Genomic DNA, 24389 nt, shown 5'->3' on the forward strand with positions numbered 1-24389 from the left:
CCACGGGGCTGCCGGGGGTCGGCCTCGGGCGGGTGGTCCTGCTCGGGGCGGGCGGCGCGGGATCGGCAGCGGCCCACGCCCTGCGTGGTCTGGGCACGACGGACCTCGCCGTCGTCGACACCGATGCCGCCGCGGCCGCCCGGCTCGCCCGGAAGGTTGACGCCGAGCACGGGACGCCGGCCGACCTGCCCCGGCTGCTCGCGTACGCCGACGGCCTGGTGCACGCCACGCCGACCGGCATGGCGGCCCATCCCGGCCTGCCGTTGCCGGAGGCCCTGCTGGACCCACGGCTCTGGGTCGCCGAGATCGTCTACCGGCCGCTCGACACCGCGCTGCTGCGAGCGGCGAGGAGCCGGGGCTGCCACACGCTCGACGGCGGCCGGATGGCCGTCTACCAGGCCGTCGACGCGTTCGCGCTCTTCACCGGGGTCGCGCCCGACGCCGACCGCATGATCCGGCACTTCGCTGAGCTCGTCGGCGCCGAGGAGGACGACCGTGCGCCCAGCCGATGAGCCCGCCTCCCGCCTCGGGATCGCCACCGTCTGCCTCTCGGGGACGCTCGAGGACAAGCTCGCGGCCGCGGCGGCCGCGCGCTTCGACGGGGTGGAGATCTTCGAACCGGACCTCGTCGCCTCCCCGCTGTCGCCCACCGAGATCCGGCGCCGGTGCGCCGACTCCGGCCTGACGATCGACCTCTACCAGCCCTTCCGCGATCTCGACTCCACCGACGCCGAGCGCTTCACCGCGAACCTGCGGCGGGCGGAGCGCAAGTTCTCCGTCATGCAGCAGCTCGGCACCGACACGGTGCTGGTCTGCTCCGCCGTCGCCGCCGACGCCGTCGCCGACCTGGACCTGCTGGCCGCCCAGCTGCACACCCTCGCCGAGCGCGCCGCCGGGCGCGGACTGCGGATCGCCTACGAGGCGCTGGCCTGGGGCACGCACGTCAACACCTACGAGCAGTCGTGGGACGTGGTGCGCCGGGCCGACCACCCCGCGCTCGGGCTCTGCCTGGACAGCTTCCACATCCTCTCCCGCGGCTCGGATCCGCGTGGGGTACGCGACATCCCGGGGGAGAAGCTGTTCTTCCTGCAGCTCGCCGACGCGCCCAGGCTGCGGATGGACGTCCTGCAGTGGAGCCGTCACCACCGGCTCTTCCCGGGCCAGGGCGCATTCGACCTGCCCGCCTTCCTGGAACCGGTGCTCGACGCCGGCTACACCGGCCCGCTCTCCCTCGAGGTGTTCAACGACGTCTACCGCCAGTCCGACCCCCGGCGGACCGCCGTGGACGCCATGCGCTCGCTGCTCGCCCTGCGCGAGCAGGTCGCCCGCCGCGGTGCGGTTTCCGCCCTGACCACCGCGGCGGTCCCGCCCGCGCCGCCCGCACTCGCCGGCCACGCCTTCACCGAGCTCGCGGTCGACGACACGTCCGGCCCGCGGATCGCCGGGGCCCTGCGCGCTCTCGGGTTCGCCCGTACCGGGAGGCACCGCACCAAGCCCGTGGACCTGTGGGAGCAGGGTGAGGCCCGGATCCTGCTCAACGCCGGTGCGGCCCACTCCGGGCCGGGGAACGTCGCAGTGGCCGCGCTCGCCGTCGAGTCGACCGATCCGCCCCGGTCGGCCGCGCGCGCCGCCGCGCTCTGCGCCCCGATCCTGCCGCGCGACCGCGGCCCGGCGGAGGCCGACCTCGCCGCCGTCGCCGCACCGGACGGGACGTCGGTGTTCTTCTGCCGCACCGACGCCACCGGCGGCTGGCTCGCCGACTTCGACCGCCTGCGGGCACCGGCCGGCGGCATGATCACCGCCACCGACCACGTCGCACTCGCGCAGCCCTACGACCACTTCGACGAGGCGGCTCTCTTCTACCGCGCAGTGCTCGGGATGGACCCCGAGACCACGAACGAGATCGCGGCGCCGTTCGGGCTGGTCCGGGACCGGACCGTGACCGCAGGCGGCGTCCGGCTCGTCCTGACCGCGAGCCTGCTGCGGCGAGGCGAATGGGCGCCGGGGGTGGCCGACCCGCAGCACATCGCGTTCGCCACCCCCGACGCCCTGGCCGCGGCGCGAACTGCGCGCGCGGCCGGTGCCCCGGTCCTCGACATCCCCGGCAACTACTACGAGGACCTGGACGCGCGCTACGACCTCGAGCCCGACCTGCTCCGCGAGATGCGCGAGCTCGGCGTGATGTACGACCGGACCCCGGACGGCGAGTTCCACCACTTCGCCACCGAGCTCCTGGGCGGTCGCGTGTTCCTGCAGGTCGTGCAGCGTTCGCCACGCTACGAGGGGCACGGTGCACCGGACTCACCGGTGCGGATGGCGGCACACCGCCGTCGCCGGCTGGCGCTGCCGGACACCGCCGCCGAACCCGCCGCGGCGGGGTGACCCCGGAATCGGTGACATCGGAATCGGTGCACCGAAGGGTGGCTGCTTCACGCGATGCGGTGAGGGCGCCGGCGGGAAAGCCTGTGGGCGGTACCCATCCCGCCCCGGGACCTGTACTCGGGTGGTAGTCGGCCGAACCCGTCCGGACCGCTGACGGGCACCTCGTCCGACGACCGGCACGGCACATCCCGATCGGGAGGAACATCATGAAGACACTGACGCTCGCCGACGCACGCTCGGTCATCGCCGCCGCGGAGGCCAAGGCCGAGGAGATCGGTCAGCCGATGAACATCGCGGTGGTCGACGCCGGCGGCAACCTCGTCGCCCACGTGCGGATGGACGGCGCCTGGATCGGCTCGGTCGACATCTCGATCAACAAGGCCTGGACCTCGCGTGCCTTCGACATCACGACGAAGCACCTCGGTGAGAACTCCCAGCCCGGCCAGGACTTCTACGGCATCCTCGCGTCCAACAACGGAAAGGTGATGATCTTCGCCGGCGGGATCCCGCTCACCCGTGACGGGCAGGTGGTGGGCGGAGTCGGCGTCAGCGGTGGGATCGGCGAGCAGGACCAGGCCGTCGCGGAGGCGGCTGCCGCCTCCCTCTGACCGCCGCTGTCAGGAGTCGGCGTCGACGCTGTTGTGGCTCAGGACGTCCCTCTCCACCGAGTCGTGGGAGTCGACGTCGGTCTGGGTGGCGAAGTCGTTGAAGGAGTCGTCGGCCACGTGGGTGGAGTCGTTGAACGAGCGGTCGAACTCGCTGGAGTTGTCGATCGTCGAGTCGAGCTCGTTGAACGAACCGGTCGGGTTGTAGTCGCCGGTGGCGGTGTCGCCGACCGAGAGCGCCCCGCCGCGGTCCACCCCGACGTCGCCGAATGAGGAGTTGTTGGCGTCGCCGAGGCCGAACGCGGCGGTGTTGTCATCTCCCTTGATGGCGGTGTTGTCGTCGCCGACGATGTTGCCGTCGCCGCTCGTGTTGCCCTGGCCGACCTGGTTGCGGTCGCCGCTGACGATGCTGGAGTTCTCGATGTCCTCGCCCGCCGCCACCGAGCCGTCGCCGGAGGCGACCGTGGAGTCGACGTCGATGTCCTGGTCGAAGTCGCCGCCGTGGGTGTCGACCTGCTGGTGGACGGAGTTGTCGACGACGGTGTCGCGCTCGTCGATGTGGTTGTTGGTGATGTAGGTGTTGAGGTAGCGGACGGTGGCGTCCCGGTCGCTCTCGCCGTGGTGCTTGTCCGGGACGTGCGGGGGCACATGGACGTTGTGGTTGCCGCCGCCATTGCTCCCGTTTCCGCTGGTGTACTCGCGGTCGGAGTCGGCGTCCTGGCTGTCCTCGAGCAGGAGGAGGGCGTCGCGGAGATCCTCGGGCGTGATGTCGCCGCAGGTGGAGAGGTAGGTCTGCGGGTCCTCCCGGTAGGAGGCCATCGCCTCCGGGTCGCGGAACAGGCTGAACAGCAGGTCGAGCAACGAGGTCGAGGTGGTCATCTCGGGTCATCTCCCGGTCGGTGGTCGGTTCGCCGGTCGTCGGCGTGGGGCGAGAGAGCGGGGGCGTGCAGCGCGGACGGGGGGAGCGGTCCGCTCCTGCACCGCAGGAGCGGACCGCCCGGGAACGCGAACCGGGCTGAGCTCAGTCGTCGACGTCGAGGGCGTTGTGGCTCCGGTCGTCGGTGTGCACGGAGTCGTGCGAGTCGACGTCGGTGTCGGCGCGGAACTCGTTGAAGGAGTCCGACGCGTTGTCGGTCTCGTCGTTGAACGAGCCGTCGAACTCGGCGGAGTTCCTGATCGTCGAGTTGAGCTCGTTGAACGAGTCGTTCACGTCGTAGTCGCCGGTGGCGGTGTTGCCGACCGAGAGTGCGCCGCCGCGGCTGACGTTGACGTCGTCGAACGAGGACTTGTTGGCGTCGCCGATGCCGAAGGCGACCGTGTTGCCGTCGCCCTCGATGACGTCGTTGTTGGTCCCGATGACGTTCTCGTTGCCGCTGAAGTTGCCCCGGCCGACCTGGTTGTCGTCGCCGCTGACGATGGAGGAGCCGCTGATGTCGTCACCGGCCCCGACCGCGCCGTCACCGGAGGCGGTCGCCGAGTCGAGGTCGACGTCGCGGTCGAAGTTGCCGCGGAAGCGGAAGTCGTCGTCCCGGTAGTCGTCCCGGTAGTCGTCGTTGCGGAAGTCGCCGTTGCGGAAGTCGTCCTTGAAGTCGTCGCCGCCGGCGACGTAGGTGTTGGTGATGTAGCGGCTGAGGTAGTCGACCGCGGCGTCGTGCTCGCCGCCGTCGTGGTGGAGCGGAACCGGGGGCAGCGAGGCGAACTGCGTGTCGTTGTGGCCGGTGTTGTACCCCCGGTCGAAGTCGGCGGTCTGGTTGTCCTCGATCAGGACGAGGGCGTCGCGGACGTCCGCCGGGCTCAGGTTGTCGAGGCCGTAGTTCCGCAGGGCCGCGCCGGGGTCCTGCGCGTACAGGTCGCGCGACTGTTCGTTGGCGAGCAGGTCACGCAGGAACTCGAACAGGGTCATGGGCTCGGCCATTCAGATCATCTCCGATGTTCATGGTGGTCATGGCGTTGTCGTCCGGACCGACCGGCATTGACGCGACGCTATGAGTGGTCCACCACCGAGCCATCGGGGATCCGCCAGGGTTCGCCGGAGTCCGCATTCGGGGATCGGACACGAAAGGGTGTAGGGGATTCCGGGAATGCGTAGGGGATCTGCCTCGTCGGCCGTGTCACCCATTCGTGGGCGTGCTGATCACGGCATTTCAGGAGTAGTGGAAGAATCCGATCTTCGTGGCCCGGAAAATGGTCTATCACCTGCGGGGAACGACCGCCGCCGGTGTGGGCCGCGCCCGACGGGACGATCATCGATCGGAGCCGCCGGGTGGTGCCCGCTCAGGAGGCCGGTCCGGGGCCTGCCACGGCGTCCACGCTCGCGTTCACCCCGACGGGGGCCGCCTCGTCGTTCCGGGCACGGGGATCCAGGCGCTGCTCCATGCCCCGGACATGCCACGAGCCCGGTCGCGGGAGGAGACCGGGCTCGGGACGGAGGGGAAGCTCAGGAACCGGCGCTCAGGTCGGCGCCGATCTCGCGCAGCCGGGGCTCGTGCTGGCGGGCGTGGTGCCCGCAGAAGAACAGCTCGTTGCCGGTCGGGAGCAGCGCGCGCATCTGGGCGGCGGCGCTGCAGCGGTCGCAGCGGTCGTGCCGGATGTGTCGGGTGTAGAGGGGGTGCGCGATGCGGTTGCGGAGGGCCATGTCGTCACGCCGCCGCGAGCAGTGCCTCGCCGGAGGCGGTGAGCCGCGCCGGTCCCGTGTGCGAGCCGGAGGCGATCAGCCCGGCTGCCGCGAGCCGGGGGCCCGCGAACTGGTCGCTGAGGAACCGGCCGTCCACGACCAGTGCCCTGTCGGCGGTGCCGGAGATCTCGCAGCGGCCCGCGGCGACGGCGCGGAGAACGGCGCGATCACGGTGGCTGAGAGGGTTGGCGGCGGTGTTCATCGTCGTTCTCCTTCCGGTCCGGTTCTTGCGGTGACCATTGAAGGGTCCGCCGCCGGCCCTACCACCGGCCAGCCCGCTGCCCCCCGCTCCACTGGTGCGAACCCGCCACTTCCGGCTGGGGGCTGACCCCCACCCGACCGCGTTTCCGGAGCCGCCGCACGAACGTGCACTGGTTCATGAGTGGTCATGAACCAGTGCACGTTGATCATGCGTGTGCTCGAGTCAGCGGGATCAGGGGCGCATGCGCTCCGCGGCAGCGAGGACGGCGGCCGCGTGCGCGCGGGCGTCCTCCGGGTGGTCCAGCGTGCGGCCCGGGACCACGAGGATGCGGCGGCCGAACAGGTGGACGCCTCCGGTCCAGGTCAGCTTGTGCGTGTCGCGCTCGGCCAGCCGGATCGGCTCGGGCAGATCCACGTTCGCGCGCCGGGTCGTCTCCTCGCCGGTGTCGGGCACGGGCCGGAGCGCGCGCACGCTGCGCAGCGGCGCCGGCTCGTGCCGGCTTCCCGGCAGCTCGATCGAGCACGGGCACAGTGACGAGCACGTGGGCGCGTTCGCGTCGTCAGCATCCGGCTCCGGCGCGTCGGCGGCACGGTCACTGCACGCCTTGCTGGTGGGGACGATCGTCGGCCGGAACCGCGACGGGTAGCGGACGCCCATCCACGTGCGGCGACGGTCTGCCGAGGCCGTGGCCGCGGACTTGACGGCCTCGACGAGCCGGCGGACGACCTCGGTCCTGTTCGCGCTCGCGACCCCGGTGGACTCCCAGTCGACCGTCGAGACGATCCGGGCGATCTCGTCGCGATCGCCCGGATCGACAGGTCGGGGAGCAGGGGAGCGGACGATGCGGTAGCCGCGGGCTTCCAGCCACGCGGCCATGTGCGCGGGAGCGCGGGTGGCGGGGGCCTGGTTCGTGCCTGAGGCGAGGAGGTAGTCCGTCATCGCGTCGGCAATCACTGCGGCTGTGTCCACGACCCCAGGGTGCTGCTCCACCCACCCTCGTGTCGTCATGGCCTGCGGGCATCTCCTCTACCGGTTGGCAGGAACCCCTATTGGAGGCAAGCGCGGAACACGGGCTCATTCGCGGTGTCCTGCTGCTCGTCGCCGTCGAACTCGGGTGTTCCGGCTAGCTGCAATGTGCGTCGCCGCATCCACTGCGATGCTGCACAAGTGCTGCGACGTTGCCTGATAGTCGATGACAACGAGCGCTTCCTCGAGATCGCCCGGATCAGTCTCGAACGTCAGGGGCTGGAGGTGGTGGGGACGGCGACGACGATCGCCGAGGCCCTGCTGGAGGCGAGCGTGGTGCGCCCGGACGTCGTGCTGGTGGACGTCGCCCTCGGGACCGAGAGCGGGTTCGAGCTCACCCGGCGGCTCGTCGAGGACTTCCCTGAGCTGCGGGCCCGCGTCGTGCTGATCTCGACGCGGGGTGAGGAGGATCTCGCTGACCTGATCGCGTCCAGCCCGGCGGCCGGGTTCCTCTCGAAGTCCCTCCTCTCGGCGGCCGCCGTTCGGGGTCTGGTGGACGCCGGGGGTAGCTGAGCCGGCTGGGGCGGATGCACGAATGCCACGCGGGAAGCGGCGCATCGCGGGCCAGCATCCGAGTGAGCCTCGCGCGGTGGAGCGGCCGGAGGGTCGTCAGGGGTGCGCGCACCCGTTAGCGTCTCGCCGCAGGAGCCGTGAGATGGCAGATGCCCAGTTCCGACCGCGCATGTTCAGCTGGCTGAGCGGGCTGCTCACCGGGGCGGTGCTGGTGGCCGCGGTGAGCGGCCTGATCGCGCTGCTCGCCGAGCACGTCCCGGTGCTGAGCCTGCTGGTCCTCTACCTGCTGGCGGTTCTCCCGATCGCCCTCCTGTGGGGTTCGGCGCTCGCGGCGGTGGTGGCGGTGGCCAGCGTCGCGGCCTTCATCTTCCTGTTCCTGAACCCGGTCCAGGTCCGGATGACGGAGCAACAGACCCTCTTCCCGCTGGCGGTCTTCCTCCTCACGGCGGTCGCCGTCGGGCAGCTGGGAGCGCGGTCGCAACAGCAGGCGCGGGAGTCCGCGAGGCTCAGCGACGAGCAGGCCGCGTTGCGGCGCGTCGCGACCCTCGTCGCGCACTCGACCCCGGCGCTCGAGGTCTTCGAGGCCGTCACCCGCGAGGTGGGTCTGCTCTGTGGCGCCGACCTCGCGCGCCTGGAGCGTTACGAGGAGGACGGGTCCGTGACGGGTGTCGCCGCCTGGAGCCGGGTACCGGTCCGGCTGGCGGTGGGCACGCGGTTCGCCCTCGAGGGCTTGAGCGTCGCGGCCCAGGTGCGGTTGACCGGCGGTCCGGTTCGCGTGGACGGCTTCGAGGGCGCGAGCGGACCGATCGCCGAGGAGGCGCTGGACCTGAAGATCCGGTGGTCGGTCGGCTGCCCGATCGTCGTCGCCGGGCACCTGTGGGGGGTGATCGCGGCCTCGTCGAGGAACGATGTCCCGTTCCCGGTTAACACCGAGGCGCAGCTCGCGGACTTCACTGAGCTCGTGGCCACCACGATCGAGAACGCCCAGGGCCGCGCCGAGATCAGTCAGCTCCTGGAGAACCAGGCTGCGCTGAGACGGCTGGCCACCCTCGTCGCCCGCAACACACCCGCCGCCGAGGTGGTCTCCGCGGTCGCCTCCGAGGTCGGCAGCGTGATCGGAGCCACCGCCACGGTCATCGTCCGTCTCGACGCGGACGGCCTCTTCACGGTGGCCGCCCGGGCCGGCGAGCGCCGGGACCTGATGGGTGCGGGGTCCCGGTGGACGATCGAGCCGCCCCACGTCGTCGCGACCGCAGTGGCCACGGGGCGGCCGGCCCTCTTCGAGGGCTACGGCCGGTTGTCGGGCCGGCTCGCCGACGAGCTTCGGCAGCTCGACATCCATGCTGCGCTCGCCATCCCGATCATGGTCGGCGAACGGACATGGGGCGCGCTGTGTATCGCGTCGCGTGACATCCGCTTTCCCACCGGCACCGAGCAGCGGATGGAGGCGTTCACCGAGCTCGTGTCCATCGCCATCGCGGATGCGGAGAGCGCGGCCGAGCTCGCCGCCTCCCGGGCCCGGATCGTCACCGCGTCGGACGAGGCACGGCGCCAGATCGAGCGGGACCTGCACGACGGCGCCCAGCAGCGGCTCGTCACGTTGGGGCTCGAGCTGAGCATCCTGCAGAGCTCGCTGCATCCGAGCCTGGGCGAGGTGCGTTCCGGGATCGTCCGGATCTCCGAGGAACTGTCCGAGGTGATCGACGAGCTGCGCGAGATGTCCCGCGGGATCCACCCGGCGATCCTCTCCGAGGGAGGGCTCAGCCCCGCCCTGCGGGCGCTCGCCCGGCGTTCGACGATCCCGGTGGAGCTCGACGTCAGGACGCAGGCCCGCTTCCGCGAGCCGGTCGAGGTGGCGGCGTACTACGTCGTCTCCGAGGCGCTGACCAACATGACGAAGTACGCCGACGCCTCGTACGCGACGGTGGTCATGGAGGAGCGGTACGGGACCATGCGGCTCTCGGTGCAGGACGATGGTGTCGGCGGTGCTGATCCCGCGCGCGGCTCCGGGCTGGTCGGCATCCGGGACCGGGTGGAGGCCCTGGGCGGGTCGTTCGAGGTCAACAGCCCCATCGAGGAGGGCACGCTGATCCAGGTCTGCCTCCCGATCCAGCCCGAGTGAGGGACGCCGTCAGCGCGACTCCAGGAACGTCAGCACCGCGAGCACCCGGCGGTGGTTGTCGTCGGTCTCGGGCAGGCTCAGCTTCGTCAGGATGCTGCGCACGTGCTTCTCGACCGTCCCCTCGCTGATCCAGAGCCGCCGGGCGATGCCCGCGTTGGAGCGGCCCTCGGCCATCAGCGTCAGGACGTCGCGTTCGCGGGCGCTGACCACGGAGAGAGGGTCGTTCCGCTTGCGGGCGCCCACCAGTTCCTGCACGAGCGCCGGGTCGACGACGGATCCCCCTCGGGCGATCCGTTCGAGCGTGTCGATGAACTCCGCCACCTCGGTGACCCGGCTCTTGAGCAGGTACCCGATGCCCTGGCCGCTGGCCAGCAGCTCCACCGCGTGCTCGACCTCGACGTGCGCCGAGAGGACGCAGATCCCCGTGCCCGGGAACTCCCGCCGGATCTCCCTGGCCGCCTCCAGACCCTCGTTGGTCTGGGTCGGCGGCATCCTGATGTCGACCACCACCAGGTCGGGTGCCGCCTCGCGCACGAGCTCCAGGAGCCGGGCGGCATCGCCTGCCTGCCCGACCACCTGGAAGCCCGTGCGTTCGAGCAGGCTCGCGAGACCTTCGCGGAGCAGGACGTCGTCCTCGGCGATGACCACTCGCAGCGGGGTCATGGCTGCCCGGGCGCGGGCTCTGCGCGGGCGAACGGGACCGACATATCTCCCATGGAGGGGATTATCCCGGCCTCAGGGGCCGGCAGCGAGTTCTCGGCGGCACGGGCCCCGGTGTGCCGGCCGCTCAGCGCGATGTGCTCTGCGCAGTCCGCTCGGCCCGCTTCACGGGTTCGAAGGCGCAGCCTCCCGAATGGGCCTCTGGAAGGGCGCAGGTGCGGCCGGTGGGTAGGTGCACGCGTCCGCACAGGTGGGCTTTCGCCAGCTGTTCGTCGACGCTGCAGTTGTGGATCTCGAGCCGTTCACGTGCCTTGGTATTGTCGATCTCCTGCATGATGCATCCCGGATGTCGTCGAGCAGGACAGTGACGTGGGCCACTGTGCCGCGTCCCCTGTCGGTCGTCGACAACCGCGCCGGGTGGTTACGCAGCGCAGTGGTCTCAGTCGCCGGCGACCACCCGGAGCAGGCCCGTGGTGAGTGCGGCCGGGGTGAGGTGCCGGTAGCCGACCGTGTCGAAGACGACGAGGAGCTGGTGGGGGTCGGCCTCGAGGACGGTGCCGCCGCCCCACGTCGTGTGCTCCACCCGGCTGCCGGGGTCCACCGGCGCCCGGCCCTGGCCCGCTGCGGCTACGACGTTCGGGCGAGCCAGCCCGTGCAGCGTCCTCGGTGCGGGACGGCGGTCGTTGTCGCAGGTGCCGCACGGCGGGGTGTACTGCTCCCCGAAGTACGCCAGCAGCTCGGTGCGGCGGCAGTGCATCGTCTCCGCGTAGTAGCTGATCGCGTCGATCCGGCTCGCCGCGACCGCCTGGCGGATCTCCTCGGCGTCGTGCGTGCGCTCGGTCGTGCGATGGGCCTGCTCGCCCTCGGCGACGTGCGGCACGACGACGCCGTCGTGCAGGACCGCCGCTCCGGCGTCGGCGAGCCGCTCCACGACCCGCTCGGCGCGCCGGGTGCCCAGGCCGACGTGCTGGGCGAGGTCGGTGAGCGGGATCGGGCCGGTGGCCCGGGTCAGCGCGGAGAGAACGGCGTCCACGTCGCCGTCCCGGACCCGGGCGGCAGCCGCGAACATCCGGGGCAGGCGCAGGTCGGCGGGGTTGAACACCAGGACCGCCCGGGCCGGGCGCCCGTCCCGGCCCGCCCGGCCGATCTCCTGGTAGTACTCGTCCAGGCTGCCCGGCGGGCTGGCGTGCACGACGCTGCGCACGTCGGGCTTGTCGATGCCCAGCCCGAAGGCGCTGGTGGCGACGACGACGTCCAGCGAGCCCGACAGGAAGGCGTCCTGCGTCGCGGAGCGCTCGGCCGCCGGGAGCCCCGCGTGGTAGGGCGCGGCGGTGAAGACCAGGTGCCGGAAGCGTTCGGCCAGCTCCTCGCAGTGCCGCCGGCTGGCCGCGTAGACCAGGGCCGGGGTCGGGCCGGCGAGCACCTCGTCCACGACCACGTCGTCGCCCCGGACCTTGTCGTGGGTGGTGGTGCCGTGGACCGCACGCACGGCGAGGTCGATGTTCGGGCGGTCGAACCCGGCGACCACGACGGCGGGGTCGCGCATGCCGAGGCGTCGGGTGATCTCGGCCTGCACCGGCGGAGCAGCCGTTGCGGTGAGGGCGAGGACCTGGGGGTCCCCGACGAGCTGCCGGGCGTCGGTGAGCTGCAGGTAGTCGGGCCGGAAGTCGAAGCCCCACTCGCTCACCAGGTGCGCTTCGTCGACGACGAGCAGCGCGCACGGGCGTCCGGTCGTCGCCAGCAGCTCGCGGGTGGCAGGACGGGCGAGCTGTTCCGGCCCGAGCAGCAGGAAGTCCAGCTCGCCGGCCGCCACGGCGGCCCGGGCGGCGCGGGCCTCGGCGACGTGCACGGTGGCGTTGAGCTGTGCGGCCCGGATCGGACGCCCGTCGGGCATGCGGCGACCCTGCAGCCCGCGCAGCTGGTCGCGCTGCAGCGCGACCAGCGGTGACACGACCACCGTCAGGCCGCCGGCGGACAGCCCGGCCAGCTGGTAGACGGCGCTCTTGCCGCTCCCGGTCGCGAGAACGGCGAGGGTGTCGCGGCCGGCGAGCACCGGTTCCAGCGCACGCCGCTGGACCTCGCGCAGCTCGGGGTAGCCGAACACATCGCGGGCCAGCGCGGTGACGTCGGCGAGACCCGCGCCTGGCCGCGGACCTCCGGACGCCGTCACGGCAGCCCTCTCCCGGCGGTCTCGTGACCGTCCGGCCGGCCTGATCCCATCCTCGGTCCCGCCTTCCCGTCCGCCGGCTGCTCCTCCATCATGCTGCGCGTTCCGCTCCGGTGCCGTCGTCACGGCGGTGGGCCGGTGATCTCGGATTCACCTGTATCGGGTGAGTCTCACCGGTGCCGCGCGGAGAAGTCTGGTCCGTTCGGAAGGCCGTTCGCTGATCGCGTGACCGGCTGTGCGGGAGCGGTCACGGACCGGCGGAACTGCGCGGACCGCTCCACCGACCAGCAGTGCGACGTGAGTGAGGAGAGTCCCATGCCCGAGGTCGTGTTCCCGCTCGACAACAGCAAGAAGTTCACCGACCAGCAGATCGTCGGACACAACCGGTGGCACCCGGACATCCCCGCGCAGGTCCAGGTCAAGCCGGGCGATGCGTTCCGGGTGGAGTGCCGGGAGTGGTTCGACGGCGCGATCCACAACGACGACTCCGCCGAGGACGTGCTGAACGCGCCGTTGCCGAGCGTCCACGTGCTCAGCGGCCCGCTCGAGGTGCAGGGAGCGGAGCCCGGCGACCTGCTGATGGTGGACATCCTCGACGTCGGCCCGGTCCCGCAGGAGGACTCCGGGCCGCTGGCCGGGCAGGGGTGGGGCTACACCGGGATCTTCGCCAAGGAGAACGGGGGCGGGTTCCTGACCGACCAGTTCCCCGACGCCTACAAGGTGATCTGGGACTTCCGTGGCGGCGTGGCGACCTCGCGGCACGTCCCCAGTGTGTCCTTCGTCGGCATCGTGCACCCCGGCCTGATGGGCACCGCGCCATCGGCCGACCTGCTCGCCACCTGGAACGCCCGCGAGCAGGAGCTCATCGACACCGACCCGGACCGGGTGCCACCGCTCGCGCTGCCGCCGCTGCCCGACTCGGCGGTCCTCGGCACGCTGTCCGGTGACGACTTCGACCGGGTGGCCCGCGAGGCCGCCCGCACCGCGCCCCCGCGGGAGAACGGTGGCAACCAGGACATCAAGAACTTCACCAAGGGGACCCGGGTCTTCTACCCGGTCTTCGTCCCCGGCGCGAAGCTGTCGATGGGAGATCTGCACTTCTCCCAGGGCGACGGTGAGATCACCTTCTGCGGGGCGATCGAGATGGGTGGGTTCATCGACCTCGGGGTCGACCTGATCAAGGGTGGGATGGAGACCTACGGCGTCTCCGAGAACGCGATCTTCATGCCCGGCAACGTGGCGCCGCAGTACAGCGAGTGGCTGGCCTTCTCCGGTACCTCGGTGACGCTCGACGGCAAGCAGCACTACCTGGATGCGCAGCTGTCCTACCAGCGGGCCTGCCTGCACGCGATCGACTACCTGACCAAGTTCGGCTACTCGCCGGAGCAGGCGTACATGATCCTGGGTGCGGCGCCGATCGAGGGCAGGCTCTCCGGTGTCGTCGACATCCCGAACTCGTGCTCCACGGTCTACATCCCGACCGCGATCTTCGACTTCGACGTCAGCCCGGGCAAGGGCGGCCCGCACCAGGTCGACCCCGGCCAGGGCGTGCCCAAGGCCAGCTTCTGACAGCGCGTATCACCGGACTCCCGGTGCATGCAGCGGCGGCCGGCGGAGGGCGTCGGCCGCCGGGGCCAGCCCGGCGACGAGTGCGATCAGCAGGCAGCCGGCGCAGGCCAGTGCAACGGGACCCCAGGGGACGGACAGCACGAGCGGACCGGTGCCCGCGAGAACGGCGGCCGTCAGTGCCAGCACCACGGCCGTCGTCAGCCCCGCGAGTGCCACCGCGGCCAGCACGACGAGACCCACCTCGACGACGATCATGGTGGTCAGCTGCAGGGGCGTGGCGCCGGTGAGGCGGAGCGCGGTGAGCTCACGGCGCCGTGCGGCCGTCGACATGACGAAGGTCGTCGCGATCGAGATCGCCGTGTAGGTGATCGTCAGCCCGATGACCGACAGCACGGCGAGCCGGTCGATCTCCTCGTCGCCCGCGGTGCGGTCGGCGAGGACGTCCCCGGTCGCGCCCGCCGTCGCGCCGTGCGCGGTGGCGAGCGCGCCGACGGCGCGCAGTGCCGCCGCCGGGTCGGCGCCGGGGGCGAGCGCGACGTAGGCGGTGTCGGGGGACGTGCGCCCGGCCGTGCCGCCCGCGGTCGGCCACGAGAGCAGCGCGGCGCTGCCGCCCATGGCGTGGTCGGCGACGACGGCGACCACGGTCGGCCGCACCGCGGCGCCGTCGGCCGGCCGGAGGTGGGCGGTGGCGCCGACCTGCCAGCCGTGGTCCCGCGCGGTCGCCTCGGAGACGGCGGCGGTGTCAGGACGGTCGAGACCGGCCAGCGCGCCGGCGACGAGGGGGAGCCGCATGGCGGTGCCGATGCCGCTGGAGGCGTAGGTCACCGCCACCTGCCGGACCCCCGATGAGCCCGCGTCGACCGATGCCGATGCCCCGGCGGTCGGCTCGACGGCGGCCACCCCCGGCACACCGGCCAGCCCGGCGACGAGCTCGCGGTCGAGCCCGACCGGGCCCGACGCGCTGACGACGATCTCCGCCGTCACCCGGTCGCGTTCGGCCGCCGCGGCCGTGGCGGTGAGCGTGGCGGTGCTGGCCAGCGTCGCGGCGGCGAGCCCCACCGTGATGAGCACGGGGGCGGCGGTCGACGCCGTGCGCCGCAGCCCGGCACGCACGTTCGCGCTGCCGATCAGCCCGACTCCGCTGCTGGTGAGCGCCGTGACCGGCGCGAGCAGCAGCGGGACGAGCACCGGTGTGAGCAGGGCCAGCGCGAGCAGCGTCGCGATAGTCACCAGCAGCACGTAGGCCGAGGCGACGCCCGTGGTCTCACCGAGGGCGAGGGGGACGACCCCGATTGCCGTGGCTCCCAGCAGCGCCGCCCCGACCCAGCGCCCCCGGCCCATGACGCGACGGTCGACCGCGGCGTCGCGCAGTGCCTCGAGCGGACGGACGGCGCCCGCCCGCCGGGCCGCGGCCGTCACCCCGAGCCAGGCGGTGCCGAGCCCGACGAGGCCGGCCGCCGCGATCGGTGCCCACTCGGTCCGGATGGTCAGGTCCGGGGGAGCGAAGCCGGCGTCGACGAGCCAGGCGGCCACCGGCGGTGCGCCGAGCCTGCCCAGCGCGGTCCCGAGGCAGGCGGCGACGAGACCGACGAGCATCGCCTCGGCCCGAACCATGCGACGGATCTGGCGCGGCGCGGCACCGGACATGCGCAGGAGCGCCAGCTCCCGGCGGCGCTGCGCGACGGAGTAGGAGAACGTCCCCGCGACGACGAACGTGGCAGCCAGCGTGGCGACCGCGGCGGCGTTGCCCAGCAGCGTCACCCCCAGCATCCGGCGCACGGCGTCCGGGTCCGGCTCGGCGTCGACCCGGTCCGGCCCGGTCAGCACCCGGGTGTCGGCGCCGAGACCGGCCGGCGCGGGGGCGCCCGGAGCCAGCCGGAGCGCGACCGCGTCGACGCGGGCGCCTGCCCATCCGGTGACGACGTCGTCGCGGACGTAGGCGACCGGCAGCGACCCCTCCAGCACCCCGCTGACGGTCAGCACCCGCGGCCCGTCGACGGTGTGCACGCGCAGCACCGAGCCGGGCGCGGCGCCCGCGGAGGCCGGCAGGACGATCTCGTCCCCCGAGTCCGGGGCCCCTCCGGCGACCAGCCCGCCGGTCTGGAACCGCGCGGTGCTCCACGGGCGCGCCGTCCAGGTCCGCCCCGCCGCCTCCACGGGCGCGCGCCGGTCCGGGACCGCCGAGAGCACGCCCTCGGCGCCGGCCAGCCGGGTGACCGCCGTGGCGGGAACGGCGGCCGTCGTCACCGAGCCGGGTCCGTCCGTCCCGATCACGACGGCGTCCGCCCCGGCGAACCACGCCGGTGGCCCGTCGCGCCGGTCGAGCGTGGCGAACAGGCAGAGCAGCGTCGTGGTCACGAGAGCGACCCCGAGGACCAGGGCGAGCGCGGTGCCGGTGAAACCGGCCCACCGGGCGGCCAGGGTGCGTGCGGCGATCCCGATCACGGCGCCGACTCCAGCGCGGACAGGCGCGCGGTGACGGTCTCGACCGTCGGGGCGGTGAGCTCGCCGGCGACCCTGCCGTCGTAGAGGAACACGACGCGGTCGCCCCAGGCGGCCGCCGCCGGGTCGTGGGTGACCATGACGACGGTCCGGCCCGCGGTGTCGACGAGATCGCGGAGCATTGCGAGCACCTCGCGGCCCGTGGTGGAGTCCAGCGCGCCGGTCGGCTCGTCGGCGAACACCACCGCGGGCGCCACCACCAGCGCCCTGGCGATCGCGACGCGTTGCTGCTGGCCGCCCGACAGCTCGGCCGGCCTGCGCCCTCCGGTGCCGGCCAGCCCCACCGCCGCCAGCGCCGCGTCCACCTCGCCCGCCCGTGGCCTGCGCCCGCCCAGTACCAGTGGCAGCGCCACGTTCATCGCGACGGTGAGGCTCTCGACGAGGTTGAAGGACTGGAACACGAACCCGACGCGGTCGCGGCGCAGCAGTGTCCGTGCGGTCTCGTCCAGTCCCGCCAGGTCGGTGCCGGCCAGCCGCACGTCGCCGGCATCGGGGTCGTCGAGTCCGGCGGCGCAGTGCAGCAGCGTGCTCTTGCCCGACCCGGACGGCCCCATGATGGCGGTGAAGGCGGTGGCGGCGAAGTCCACGTCCACGCCGTCCAGGGCCCGCACGGCGGCGTCGCCGCAGCCGTGGACCTTGCGCAGCCCGCGGACCCGGACGGCCGGATCGGCGGGTGTCGTCGGTGCGGGTGATCTCATGGGCACAGCCTGGTGACAGCATCGGCGCTGGTCACCGGTGTGCGGGAGAGTCATGGAGGTAGTGCAGGCGTTACCCGGCGGGTGGTCGGAAGGGGGAGGGTGCGGGGCCGTGTGTCCCCGTACCTTGTCGGTCATGACCACCGCGTCGCCACGCAGCGCGTGGGAGGCGCTCGCGGCCGGGCCGGTGCGGTTCCTCCGCACGAGCTGGCCGTGGCGGGTCGTCGGGTGGGCGCTGAGCGGGTGCCTGGTGGCGGTCGTCTGGACGGTGGCGTTCCTCGGGCTGGTGGTGGTCCCGGTCGCGGCGCTGCTCGCCCTGCTGACCGGGGTCGGGCTGGCCGACGTCGAGCGGCGGCGGTTGCGGCTGGTCGACCGGACCGCGGCCCCGTCACCGCACGCCCGCCCGCGCAGGCCGGGCTTCGTCGCGTGGTTCGCCACCCGGTTCCGGGAGGTCGCGACGTGGCGGGAGCTCGGCTACGCGGTGGTGTTCGCTCTCGTGCTGGCCTGGCTGGACGCCGCGATGGGCCTGGTGTTCTGCCTCGGCCTGGCGGTCGTCCTCGCGCCGGTGCTGATCGCGCTCACCCCGCAGGTGCAGCCCGACGAGCTGGTCTGGTTCGGCCCGTACCCGCTGCTGGCGCAGCTGGGACTGAGCCTGGCCGGCCTGTTGCTGCTGCCCGTGCTCGCCTACCTGGTCACCGCCTACGTCGCCGCTCGCGTGGCGTTGACCAGGGTGCTGCTGGTCGGGCGCGGGGGCCCGGCGCCGCATGCCGAGGTCGCCGAGCTCACCCGGTCGCGGGTGCGGCTGGTGGAGGCGATGGACGCGCAGCGGCGCCGGATCGAGCGCGACCTGCACGACGGCGCCCAGCAGCGGCTGACCGGGGTGGCGATGACGCTGGGCCTGGCCCGCCTGGAGCTCGACGGGACCACCGGTCCCGCGCGGGAGCTGGTGGACCGGGCGTACGAGCAGTCCCGGCTCGCGCTCGCCGAGCTGCGCGAGCTGGTGCACGGCATCCACCCGCAGGCGCTGGTCGACTCCGGCCTGCCTGCGGCGCTGGCCACGCTCGCGGACCGCTCGCCGGTGCCGGTGCAGCTCGACGTCACGCTGCCGGCCCGCCCACCCGCCGAGGTGGAGGCCGCGGCCTGGTTCATCGCCGGGGAGGCACTGGCCAACGTCGCGAAGCACAGCGGTGCAGCTCAGGCGTGGGTGCGCGCCAGGACGTCCGGCGGCGCGGTCGTCCTGGAGATCGGCGACGACGGCCGCGGTGGCGCCGACCCGGCGGGAGGCACCGGGCTCGTCGGGCTGGCCGACCGGGTGTCGGTCCTCGGCGGCCGCATCACGCTCAGCAGCCCGGACGGCGGCCCTACCCTGCTCACCGTGGAGCTGCCGTGCGGACCGTGATCGCCGAGGACTCGGTGCTCCTGCGCGAGGGGCTGGCCCACATCCTGCGGCGCTTCGGGCACGAGGTCACCGCAGTCGGTGACGCGCCGGGGCTGCTCGCCGCCGTGCGGCACGACCCACCGGACGTGGTGATCACCGACGTCCGGATGCCGCCGGGGTTCAGCAACGAGGGGCTCGTGGCGGCGCTGCAGCTACGCCGCGACCGGCCGGGGCTGCCGGTGCTGGTGCTGTCGCAGTACGTCGAGCACGGCTCCGCCGCGGAGCTCCTGGAGACCGGCGAGGGCGTCGGTTACCTGCTCAAGGACCGGGTCAGCGAGGTCGCCCACTTCATCTCCGCTGTCGAGGAGGTACGCGGCGGCGGCACCGTCCTCGATCCCGAGGTCGTCCGCAGGCTGCTCGCCCGCCGCCGCGTCCGGTCCCCGATCGACGCGCTCACCCCGCGGGAGCGCGAGGTCCTCGCCCTGATCGCCGAGGGCCGCTCCAACGCCGCGATCGCCCGCCGCCTCACGGTCACCGACGCGGCCGTGGCCAAGCACGTCAACGCGATCCTCACCAAGCTCGACCTGCCCCCGGCACCCGACGACCACCGCCGCGTGCTCGCCGTGCTCGCCTACCTCCGCGCCTGATCCTCCCTCCGCCCCGGGTCGTCGTCGCCGAGGGACTCGTCCACCGGCACCCGGGCGACCCCGGCCAGGTGGGGGTCCAGCTCACCGATCTCGAACCGGCACATCCCGACGACGTGCCAGAACTGGCTCGCGACCTCGCCCTCGACCTTGTAGCGGCCGTCGGGGGTGAAGGCCGCCCACCCCTCGGGGAGCCCGAGCAGCGTCATCCGGGCCGGCAGCGGGCCGGACGCGGACGACCACAGCCGCACCGTCCCGTCGGCGCTCCCGCTCGCCAGCTGGCCGCCCGCCGGGTGGAACGCCACCGACAGCACGCTGCCGGTGTGTCCGGTCAGCGTGTGCAGCAACGCCCCGGTCTGCGGCTGCCAGACCCGGATGGCGAGATCGTCGCCCGCGGTGGCCAGCAAGGCGCCCCCAGGGCCGAAAGCCACCGTCCACAACCGGCCCCCGTGCTGGTCCAGCACGTGCCGGGCCGTGCCGTTGGCGACGTCCCACACCCGGGCGGTGGCATCCCATGATCCGCTGGCCAGCAGGTCGCTGCCCGCGAAGTCGACCGCGTACACCCGGTCCCCGTGCCCGGCCAGCGTCCGCAGCAGCGTGCCGGACGCCGCGTCCCACAGGCGGACGAGCCCGTCGTCGCACCCGGTGGCGAGCAGGGTGCCGTCATCGTTGTAGGCGATCGAGCGCACCCGGCCGCCGTGCTCGCCGAGGGTGTGGACGAGCCGGCCGAGCGTGCGGTCCCACAGCCGCACGGTGTCGTCGTCGTTGGCGGTGGCCAGGATGGCGCCCGACGGGCTGAAGGCGGTGGCCCAGACCGGGCCCGGTTCCACCTTGATGTGCCGCTCGAACCGGCCCTCCGGGAGGTTGAACAGGTTGAGCCTGCTGTCGTTGCTGACGATGGCGAGCCGGGCCGCCGTCGGGCTGAACACCGCCGTCTCCAGCTTGACGAACTGGTCGGCCGGGTCTTTCAGCCGCCGCAGCAGGCGTCCCGTTGCCGGGGCCCACAGCCGCACGGTGCCGTCGTTGCCGCTGGTGGCCAGGGTGGTGCCGGCCGAGTCGTAGTGCACCGACGTCACCTGGCGGTCATGGCCGGAGATCACGTGCCTGCGGTGCCCGGTGGCCGGGTCCCACAGCCGCGTCGTCATCTCGTCGTCGCTGACGGCGAGCTGTGTGCCGTCGGGACGGAACGCGAACGGCCAGATCGACCCGGTGTGGCCGGTGAGCGTGTGGCGGACCTGCCCGGTGGCGGTGTCCCAGAGGAGCATCGTGCCTGCGCTGTCGCCGGTGGCCAGCAGCCCGCCCGCCGGGTCGAACGCGACCCCGTGAACCGACTCGGTGTGACCGGCCAGCACGTGGCGCGGCCGTCCGGTGTCGACGTCCCAGATCCGGACGCCGCCACTGGCGTCACCGCAGGCGAGCAGGCGCTCGGTCGGGTGGAACGCCACGGCGTAGACCCCTCGGCTGTGCCCGGACAGCACGGTGACCGCCCGGCCGGTCGCGGGGTCCCAGGTGCGGACGTCGCCGTCGCGGCCCCCCGTGGCGAGCAGGTCGCCCGCCGGGCTGAACGCGACCCGGAAGACCCGCTCGCCCGCACCGGTGAGCTCGCCGAGCGACGCGCCGCTCGTCGTGTCCCACAGCCGGACGCTGCCGTCGCGGTAGACGGCGGCGACGAGGTGCCCGCGCCAGGCCAGGTCGGCGACGAAACCACGCCCGCCCGGGAGCTCGTGGCGCAGCTGCCCGGTCGAGACGTCCCACAGTCGCAGCACCCCGGCGGCGTCGCCGGTGGCGAGCATCTCGGCGGTCGGGTCGAGCGCGACCGGCCAGGGCCAGCGGTCGTGCCCGGCGAGGACGTGGCGGCAGGCCCCGGTGGCCGCGTCCCACACCCGCACGGTGGCGTCGGCGGACCCGGTGACGAGCACGTCGCCCCCGTAGGAGACGGCGAAGACCCGGTCGCGGTGCCCCTGCAGGGTGCGCAGGGGCAGCCCGGTGACCGTGTCGCAGACCAGCACCCCGCCGTCCTCGCTGCCGATGGCGAGCATGCCGCCGTCGGGGCTGTAGGCGAGCACCTGCGGCAGCCGGCCGAGCTCGGAGTGGAAGCCGTGGCGGACACCGACGGCGCCGGGGGCCAGCTCGGCCGCGACCGGGTGCCCCGGTGCGACGGCGGCGCCACGCAACGCCTCGGTGTCCCGCACACCCGTGGTGTTGATGAGCGCGGCGCGTCGCCAGACGCTGCCGGTCAGCTGGGCACCGGTGAGGTCGGTGCCGGTCAGCCGGGCCCTGGTGAGGTCGGCGCCGCGCAGGTCGGCCCCGGCCATGCGGGCCTCGTCAAGGCGCGCGCCCACGAGCCGTGCGCCGTTCAGCCGGGCTCCGCGCAGATCGGCGGCCACCAGCCGGGCGCCGGTCAGGTCCGCGCCGGTCAGGTCGACCCCGTCGAGGCTCCGGTAGGACAGGTCCTCCCCGATGAGCGACGCGCCGCGCAGATCCGCGGTGGCGGGGATCCGGAGCCGCGAGCTGATCTTCATCGCGTTGGCTCTCGCGACGTCGCCGGAGCGCGCGTCGGCCAGCACGGTGTCCACCCAGGCCCGGCAGTGGCGCGGGTCGGCGAGCTCGCACAGGAAGTCGACGATCAGCTGTGACAGCTGGCTCCGGTGCAACAGCGCAGGTGCTCGCTCGCCCGCGCGCAGCTCGTCGGCGATCGCGTCGGCCACCAGCCATTCCATGACCGACCGGTGGATGAAGCCGAAGAGCCCGTCGTCGGTGCGCACCAGCAGGCTCCCGGAGGCGACGGCGTGCACCACCTGGGGCCCGGAGAGCTCGCCGTCCGCCAGGTCGGTGAGGGCGTCGACCACCTCGGCGAGGTCGGCGAGCCCCAGGTGCGCGGCGCCGGTCTCCCACAGCCGCAGGGCCAGCGCGGTGGCGGCCCGCCTGCGGTCGGCCACGGTGAGACCGGACCGTGCGGCCGTGCGGTCGGCGGCCCGGTCGGTCTCGAAGCTCAACCAGGAGTCGATGATCTCGCGGTAGAGCCCGGAGGCGCCGATGGCGTTGCCGCTGCGCGCCGCGGCCTGCAGCCGCTCGTCGGGCAGGTCGGCGATGAAGCTGAGCATCCGCGGGTTCTGGCCCAGGTCGGCCAGGCTCTGGACGGCCGTCACCAGGCGCAGCCGGGCGTCGGCCCGGCGCTCGTCGCCGTGGTAGCGGTTCAGCAGATACACGCGGATCTGGGCCGGGGTGAAGTCCTCGACCCCGATGATCCGGCGCTGTGACAGGGCCTCGACCTGCTCACCGAGAGCGGTGACGACCTGGCCGTGGGAGCGGAAGTGCTGGGTCCGGCTCGCGACGACGATCTTGGCGCGGCCCTGCGCCGCCTGCACGAGCGTGCCCAGGTGCTCCGCGGCACGGTCGTAGCTGACGCGCGTGACGAGCTCGTCGAACCCGTCGAACAGGAGCACGATGCGGCCTTCGCGCAGCATGTAGAGGAAGGCGTTGATGTCGATCCGCGTCTCGCCCTCGTTGGTCAGGTGGGCGGCCACGAGCGCGGCCACCGAGTTGGCCGTGTCGAGGGTGCGCAGCTCGATCAGGATCGGGATCACGGCCGGTGAGGTCTCGGCGAGCCGGCGCGCGACCTCGCGCATGACGAACGTCTTGCCGTGCCCGAACTCCCCGAGTACCAGCACGAACCGGCCGTGGTCGGTCGGTGCCAGCAGGTCCACGAGCTCCGTGGCCAGGTCGGCGCGCACCTCGCGGCCGGGTTGGTCGAGGTCCCGGAACCGTTGCGGGACGTAGAGCGACGGCGGGTAGCGCCGGTCGGCGCGCAGCCGGGCCGTCTGCCGGGCGAGGAAGTCGGACAGGTCGATCAGGCCCTGGAACTCGGTGAAGCTGCGCAGCCGCACCCCGCGGCGCGCCGCCTCGTCCCGCAGCGTCTGCGGCGGGTTCGGGCCCTCGTACACGAGCTCGGCGCCGGGCTCGGTCGTGTGCGTGCAGAACGCGGTGAGGATGTCTCTCGTGATCTCTCCGACGTGGGCCCCGATCCGCCACTGCGGCGTGAAGCCCTCCTCCCGGCGGGTCACGAGCAGATGCGGCGGGTCGACGTCGACGAGACGGATCCGGCACCGGTCGTCACGGGCCACGCACACCTCGCCGATGCGTTCCAGCAGCAGGCCCTGCGGGTCGGTCGCCCGGACCGGCTCCTGCTCCGGCACCTCGTCGAGGTCCGCCGCGTAGGACGGGCCGAACGCGGCGCCCGCCGCGCGCCACTCCCGCTCCACCAGCGGCGCCGACCGGCCCGCCGCAGGGTCGTCCACCGGGAAACGGCGGAAGCCGTTGGCGGTCAGCTGGACGAGCTCGGCATGGTCCGCCGAGGCCGTCCCGACCGTGACGAGGCCCGAGCCGAGGGTGTCCGTGCCGGTGCCGCCCAGTGCGGGGCCGTGGATCAGGAGATTGAGCCTGCCCCCGACGAGTCGGTCGAAGGTGTCCGCGTCGCGCAGGAGCAGGGGGTCGGTGCTTCCGGAGCGGCCCGCCGGGCTCGGGTCGTGGTGGACGACCCCGATCCGCAACCAGCCGGCCTGTTCGAACGGCCTCAGCTGCTCGGCGAACCAGGCGGACTGGCGCTGCCCGAGCAGGCCGTAGTCGTCGTCGGTCCGGTGGCTGATCGCCATCGTGGAGTTCAGCGCCGCGACCACGACCCGCAGCGGGGGGACGGGCACGAGGCCCCACGGCTGGGCGTCGTCGAACCCCGGCCCATCGAGGCCGGGATGGAGCCCGTCGAGCAGCGTCGCGAACTGCCGGAGCTTCGCGAAGTAGGGCTCGACCGGCCTGCGCTCGTTGGCCTCGCAGTCGCTGAAGTAGGCCCGGCATGCCGCGTGCGACACGTCGCGGCGCCCCGGCACCACGATCACCCTGTCCGGATCGAGGTGCAGGAGCGCGCGCAGGCCCTGGAGGAACTCCAGCGCCTGCATGACCTGGCTCGGCCGGGCGGCCTCCGTGACGTCTCCCGTGACGACCACGAGATCCGGGGTCGGCACTCCGGCGTCGACGAGGCGGCTGACGTCGCCGAAGATCTGGTACTGCAGCTCCAGCGCGGTGCGGGCCTCGTCGTCGCGGGTGCTGCCGCGCCCGAACCGGGGGCCGGGAACGTGCAGGACGGACAGGCTCTCCCGCACGGAGTTCGACGGTGCGAGGGTCGGGGGGAACGCCGGAGGGGTTACCGGCACCCGCCGCCGCTGGTCCGGGTCGCGGGGGCCGGTCGGGCCGGGG

The 24389-nt window shown here is 73.2% G+C and carries 18 protein-coding genes and 1 pseudogene; 8 read left to right on the forward strand and 11 right to left on the reverse strand.

What is annotated here, in order from left to right:
* From HF577_RS27640 to HF577_RS27650, 3 genes and pseudogenes are all read left to right on the forward strand, one after another.
* Nucleotides 1–512, forward strand: a pseudogene (locus tag HF577_RS27640) (shikimate dehydrogenase); the annotation flags it as partial.
* On the forward strand, nt 496–2382 hold the full coding sequence (locus tag HF577_RS27645) for a sugar phosphate isomerase/epimerase and 4-hydroxyphenylpyruvate domain-containing protein (RefSeq protein WP_312859416.1): 1887 nt from the start codon (nt 496–498) through the stop codon (nt 2380–2382). The pseudogene HF577_RS27640 and the gene HF577_RS27645, both read left to right, overlap by 17 nt.
* 206 nt (nt 2383–2588) lie before the next feature.
* A complete protein-coding gene (locus HF577_RS27650) occupies nt 2589–2990 on the forward strand; it encodes a GlcG/HbpS family heme-binding protein (RefSeq protein ID WP_169398902.1) in 402 nt (133 codons plus the stop codon).
* 9 nt (nt 2991–2999) lie between these two features.
* On the opposite strand, the gene HF577_RS27655 is transcribed toward HF577_RS27650, so the two are convergent.
* The 5 genes from HF577_RS27655 to HF577_RS27675 form a co-directional block, all read right to left on the reverse strand.
* Complete coding sequence (locus HF577_RS27655) at nt 3000–3866, reverse strand: hypothetical protein (RefSeq protein ID WP_169398903.1); 867 nt, start codon at nt 3864–3866, stop codon at nt 3000–3002.
* 142 nt (nt 3867–4008) lie between these two features.
* On the reverse strand, nt 4009–4902 hold the full coding sequence (locus HF577_RS27660; RefSeq protein ID WP_169398904.1) for an IniB N-terminal domain-containing protein: 894 nt from the start codon (nt 4900–4902) through the stop codon (nt 4009–4011).
* A gap of 522 nt (nt 4903–5424) precedes the next feature.
* Nucleotides 5425–5622, reverse strand: coding sequence for a DUF7455 domain-containing protein (locus HF577_RS27665; RefSeq protein ID WP_169398905.1), 198 nt, complete (start codon nt 5620–5622; stop codon nt 5425–5427).
* 4 nt (nt 5623–5626) lie between these two features.
* The gene (locus HF577_RS27670; protein WP_169398906.1) at nt 5627–5863 is read right to left on the reverse strand and encodes a hypothetical protein; all 237 of its coding nucleotides are present in this window, start codon (nt 5861–5863) and stop codon (nt 5627–5629) included.
* 231 nt (nt 5864–6094) lie between these two features.
* Nucleotides 6095–6832 (reverse strand): hypothetical protein, encoded by a 738-nt coding sequence (locus tag HF577_RS27675; protein ID WP_169398907.1) that lies wholly within the window; start codon nt 6830–6832, stop codon nt 6095–6097.
* 198 nt (nt 6833–7030) lie between these two features.
* On the opposite strand from HF577_RS27675, the gene HF577_RS27680 reads away from it, so the two are divergent.
* On the forward strand, nt 7031–7402 hold the full coding sequence (locus HF577_RS27680) for a response regulator (RefSeq protein WP_169398908.1): 372 nt from the start codon (nt 7031–7033) through the stop codon (nt 7400–7402).
* Between the two features lie 142 nt (nt 7403–7544).
* Entirely contained in the window at nt 7545–9524 is a 1980-nt protein-coding gene (locus tag HF577_RS27685; RefSeq protein ID WP_169398909.1) for a sensor histidine kinase, read from the forward strand.
* A gap of 9 nt (nt 9525–9533) precedes the next feature.
* On the opposite strand, the gene HF577_RS27690 is transcribed toward HF577_RS27685, so the two are convergent.
* The 3 genes from HF577_RS27690 to HF577_RS27700 form a co-directional block, all read right to left on the reverse strand.
* On the reverse strand, nt 9534–10178 hold the full coding sequence (locus tag HF577_RS27690; protein WP_246267388.1) for a response regulator transcription factor: 645 nt from the start codon (nt 10176–10178) through the stop codon (nt 9534–9536).
* A gap of 133 nt (nt 10179–10311) precedes the next feature.
* Nucleotides 10312–10518 carry a hypothetical protein gene (locus HF577_RS27695; RefSeq protein ID WP_169398911.1) on the reverse strand — a complete coding sequence of 69 codons (207 nt, stop codon included), beginning with the start codon at nt 10516–10518 and terminating at the stop codon, nt 10312–10314.
* Between the two features lie 105 nt (nt 10519–10623).
* The gene (locus HF577_RS27700) at nt 10624–12354 is read right to left on the reverse strand and encodes a RecQ family ATP-dependent DNA helicase (RefSeq protein ID WP_169398912.1); all 1731 of its coding nucleotides are present in this window, start codon (nt 12352–12354) and stop codon (nt 10624–10626) included.
* Between the two features lie 312 nt (nt 12355–12666).
* Between HF577_RS27700 and fmdA the strand changes: the two genes are divergently transcribed.
* Nucleotides 12667–13920, forward strand: coding sequence for a formamidase (gene fmdA / locus HF577_RS27705; RefSeq protein WP_169398913.1), 1254 nt, complete (start codon nt 12667–12669; stop codon nt 13918–13920).
* A gap of 9 nt (nt 13921–13929) precedes the next feature.
* Here fmdA and HF577_RS27710 read toward each other — a convergent pair whose 3' ends face one another.
* Together HF577_RS27710 and HF577_RS27715 are read right to left on the reverse strand one after the other, a co-directional pair.
* Nucleotides 13930–16365: an ABC transporter permease gene (locus HF577_RS27710; protein ID WP_169398914.1), complete on the reverse strand. Its 2436-nt coding sequence runs from the start codon at nt 16363–16365 to the stop codon at nt 13930–13932.
* A complete protein-coding gene (locus HF577_RS27715; RefSeq protein ID WP_211174926.1) occupies nt 16362–17120 on the reverse strand; it encodes an ABC transporter ATP-binding protein in 759 nt (252 codons plus the stop codon). Before HF577_RS27715 ends, HF577_RS27710 begins: the two co-directional genes overlap by 4 nt.
* Nucleotides 17121–17253: 133 nt before the next feature.
* On the opposite strand from HF577_RS27715, the gene HF577_RS27720 reads away from it, so the two are divergent.
* Nucleotides 17254–18516, forward strand: coding sequence for a sensor histidine kinase (locus HF577_RS27720; protein ID WP_169398916.1), 1263 nt, complete (start codon nt 17254–17256; stop codon nt 18514–18516).
* Entirely contained in the window at nt 18504–19142 is a 639-nt protein-coding gene (locus HF577_RS27725) for a response regulator transcription factor (protein ID WP_169398917.1), read from the forward strand. Before HF577_RS27720 ends, HF577_RS27725 begins: the two co-directional genes overlap by 13 nt.
* Here HF577_RS27725 and HF577_RS27730 read toward each other — a convergent pair.
* Entirely contained in the window at nt 19127–24295 is a 5169-nt protein-coding gene (locus HF577_RS27730) for a WD40 domain-containing protein (protein WP_169398918.1), read from the reverse strand. The genes HF577_RS27725 and HF577_RS27730 overlap by 16 nt on opposite strands.
* Nucleotides 24296–24389 lie beyond the last annotated feature (94 nt).

Origin of the sequence: Pseudonocardia xinjiangensis, from assembly GCF_012911925.1 — a bacterium.
Classification (GTDB): domain Bacteria; phylum Actinomycetota; class Actinomycetes; order Mycobacteriales; family Pseudonocardiaceae; genus Pseudonocardia; species Pseudonocardia xinjiangensis.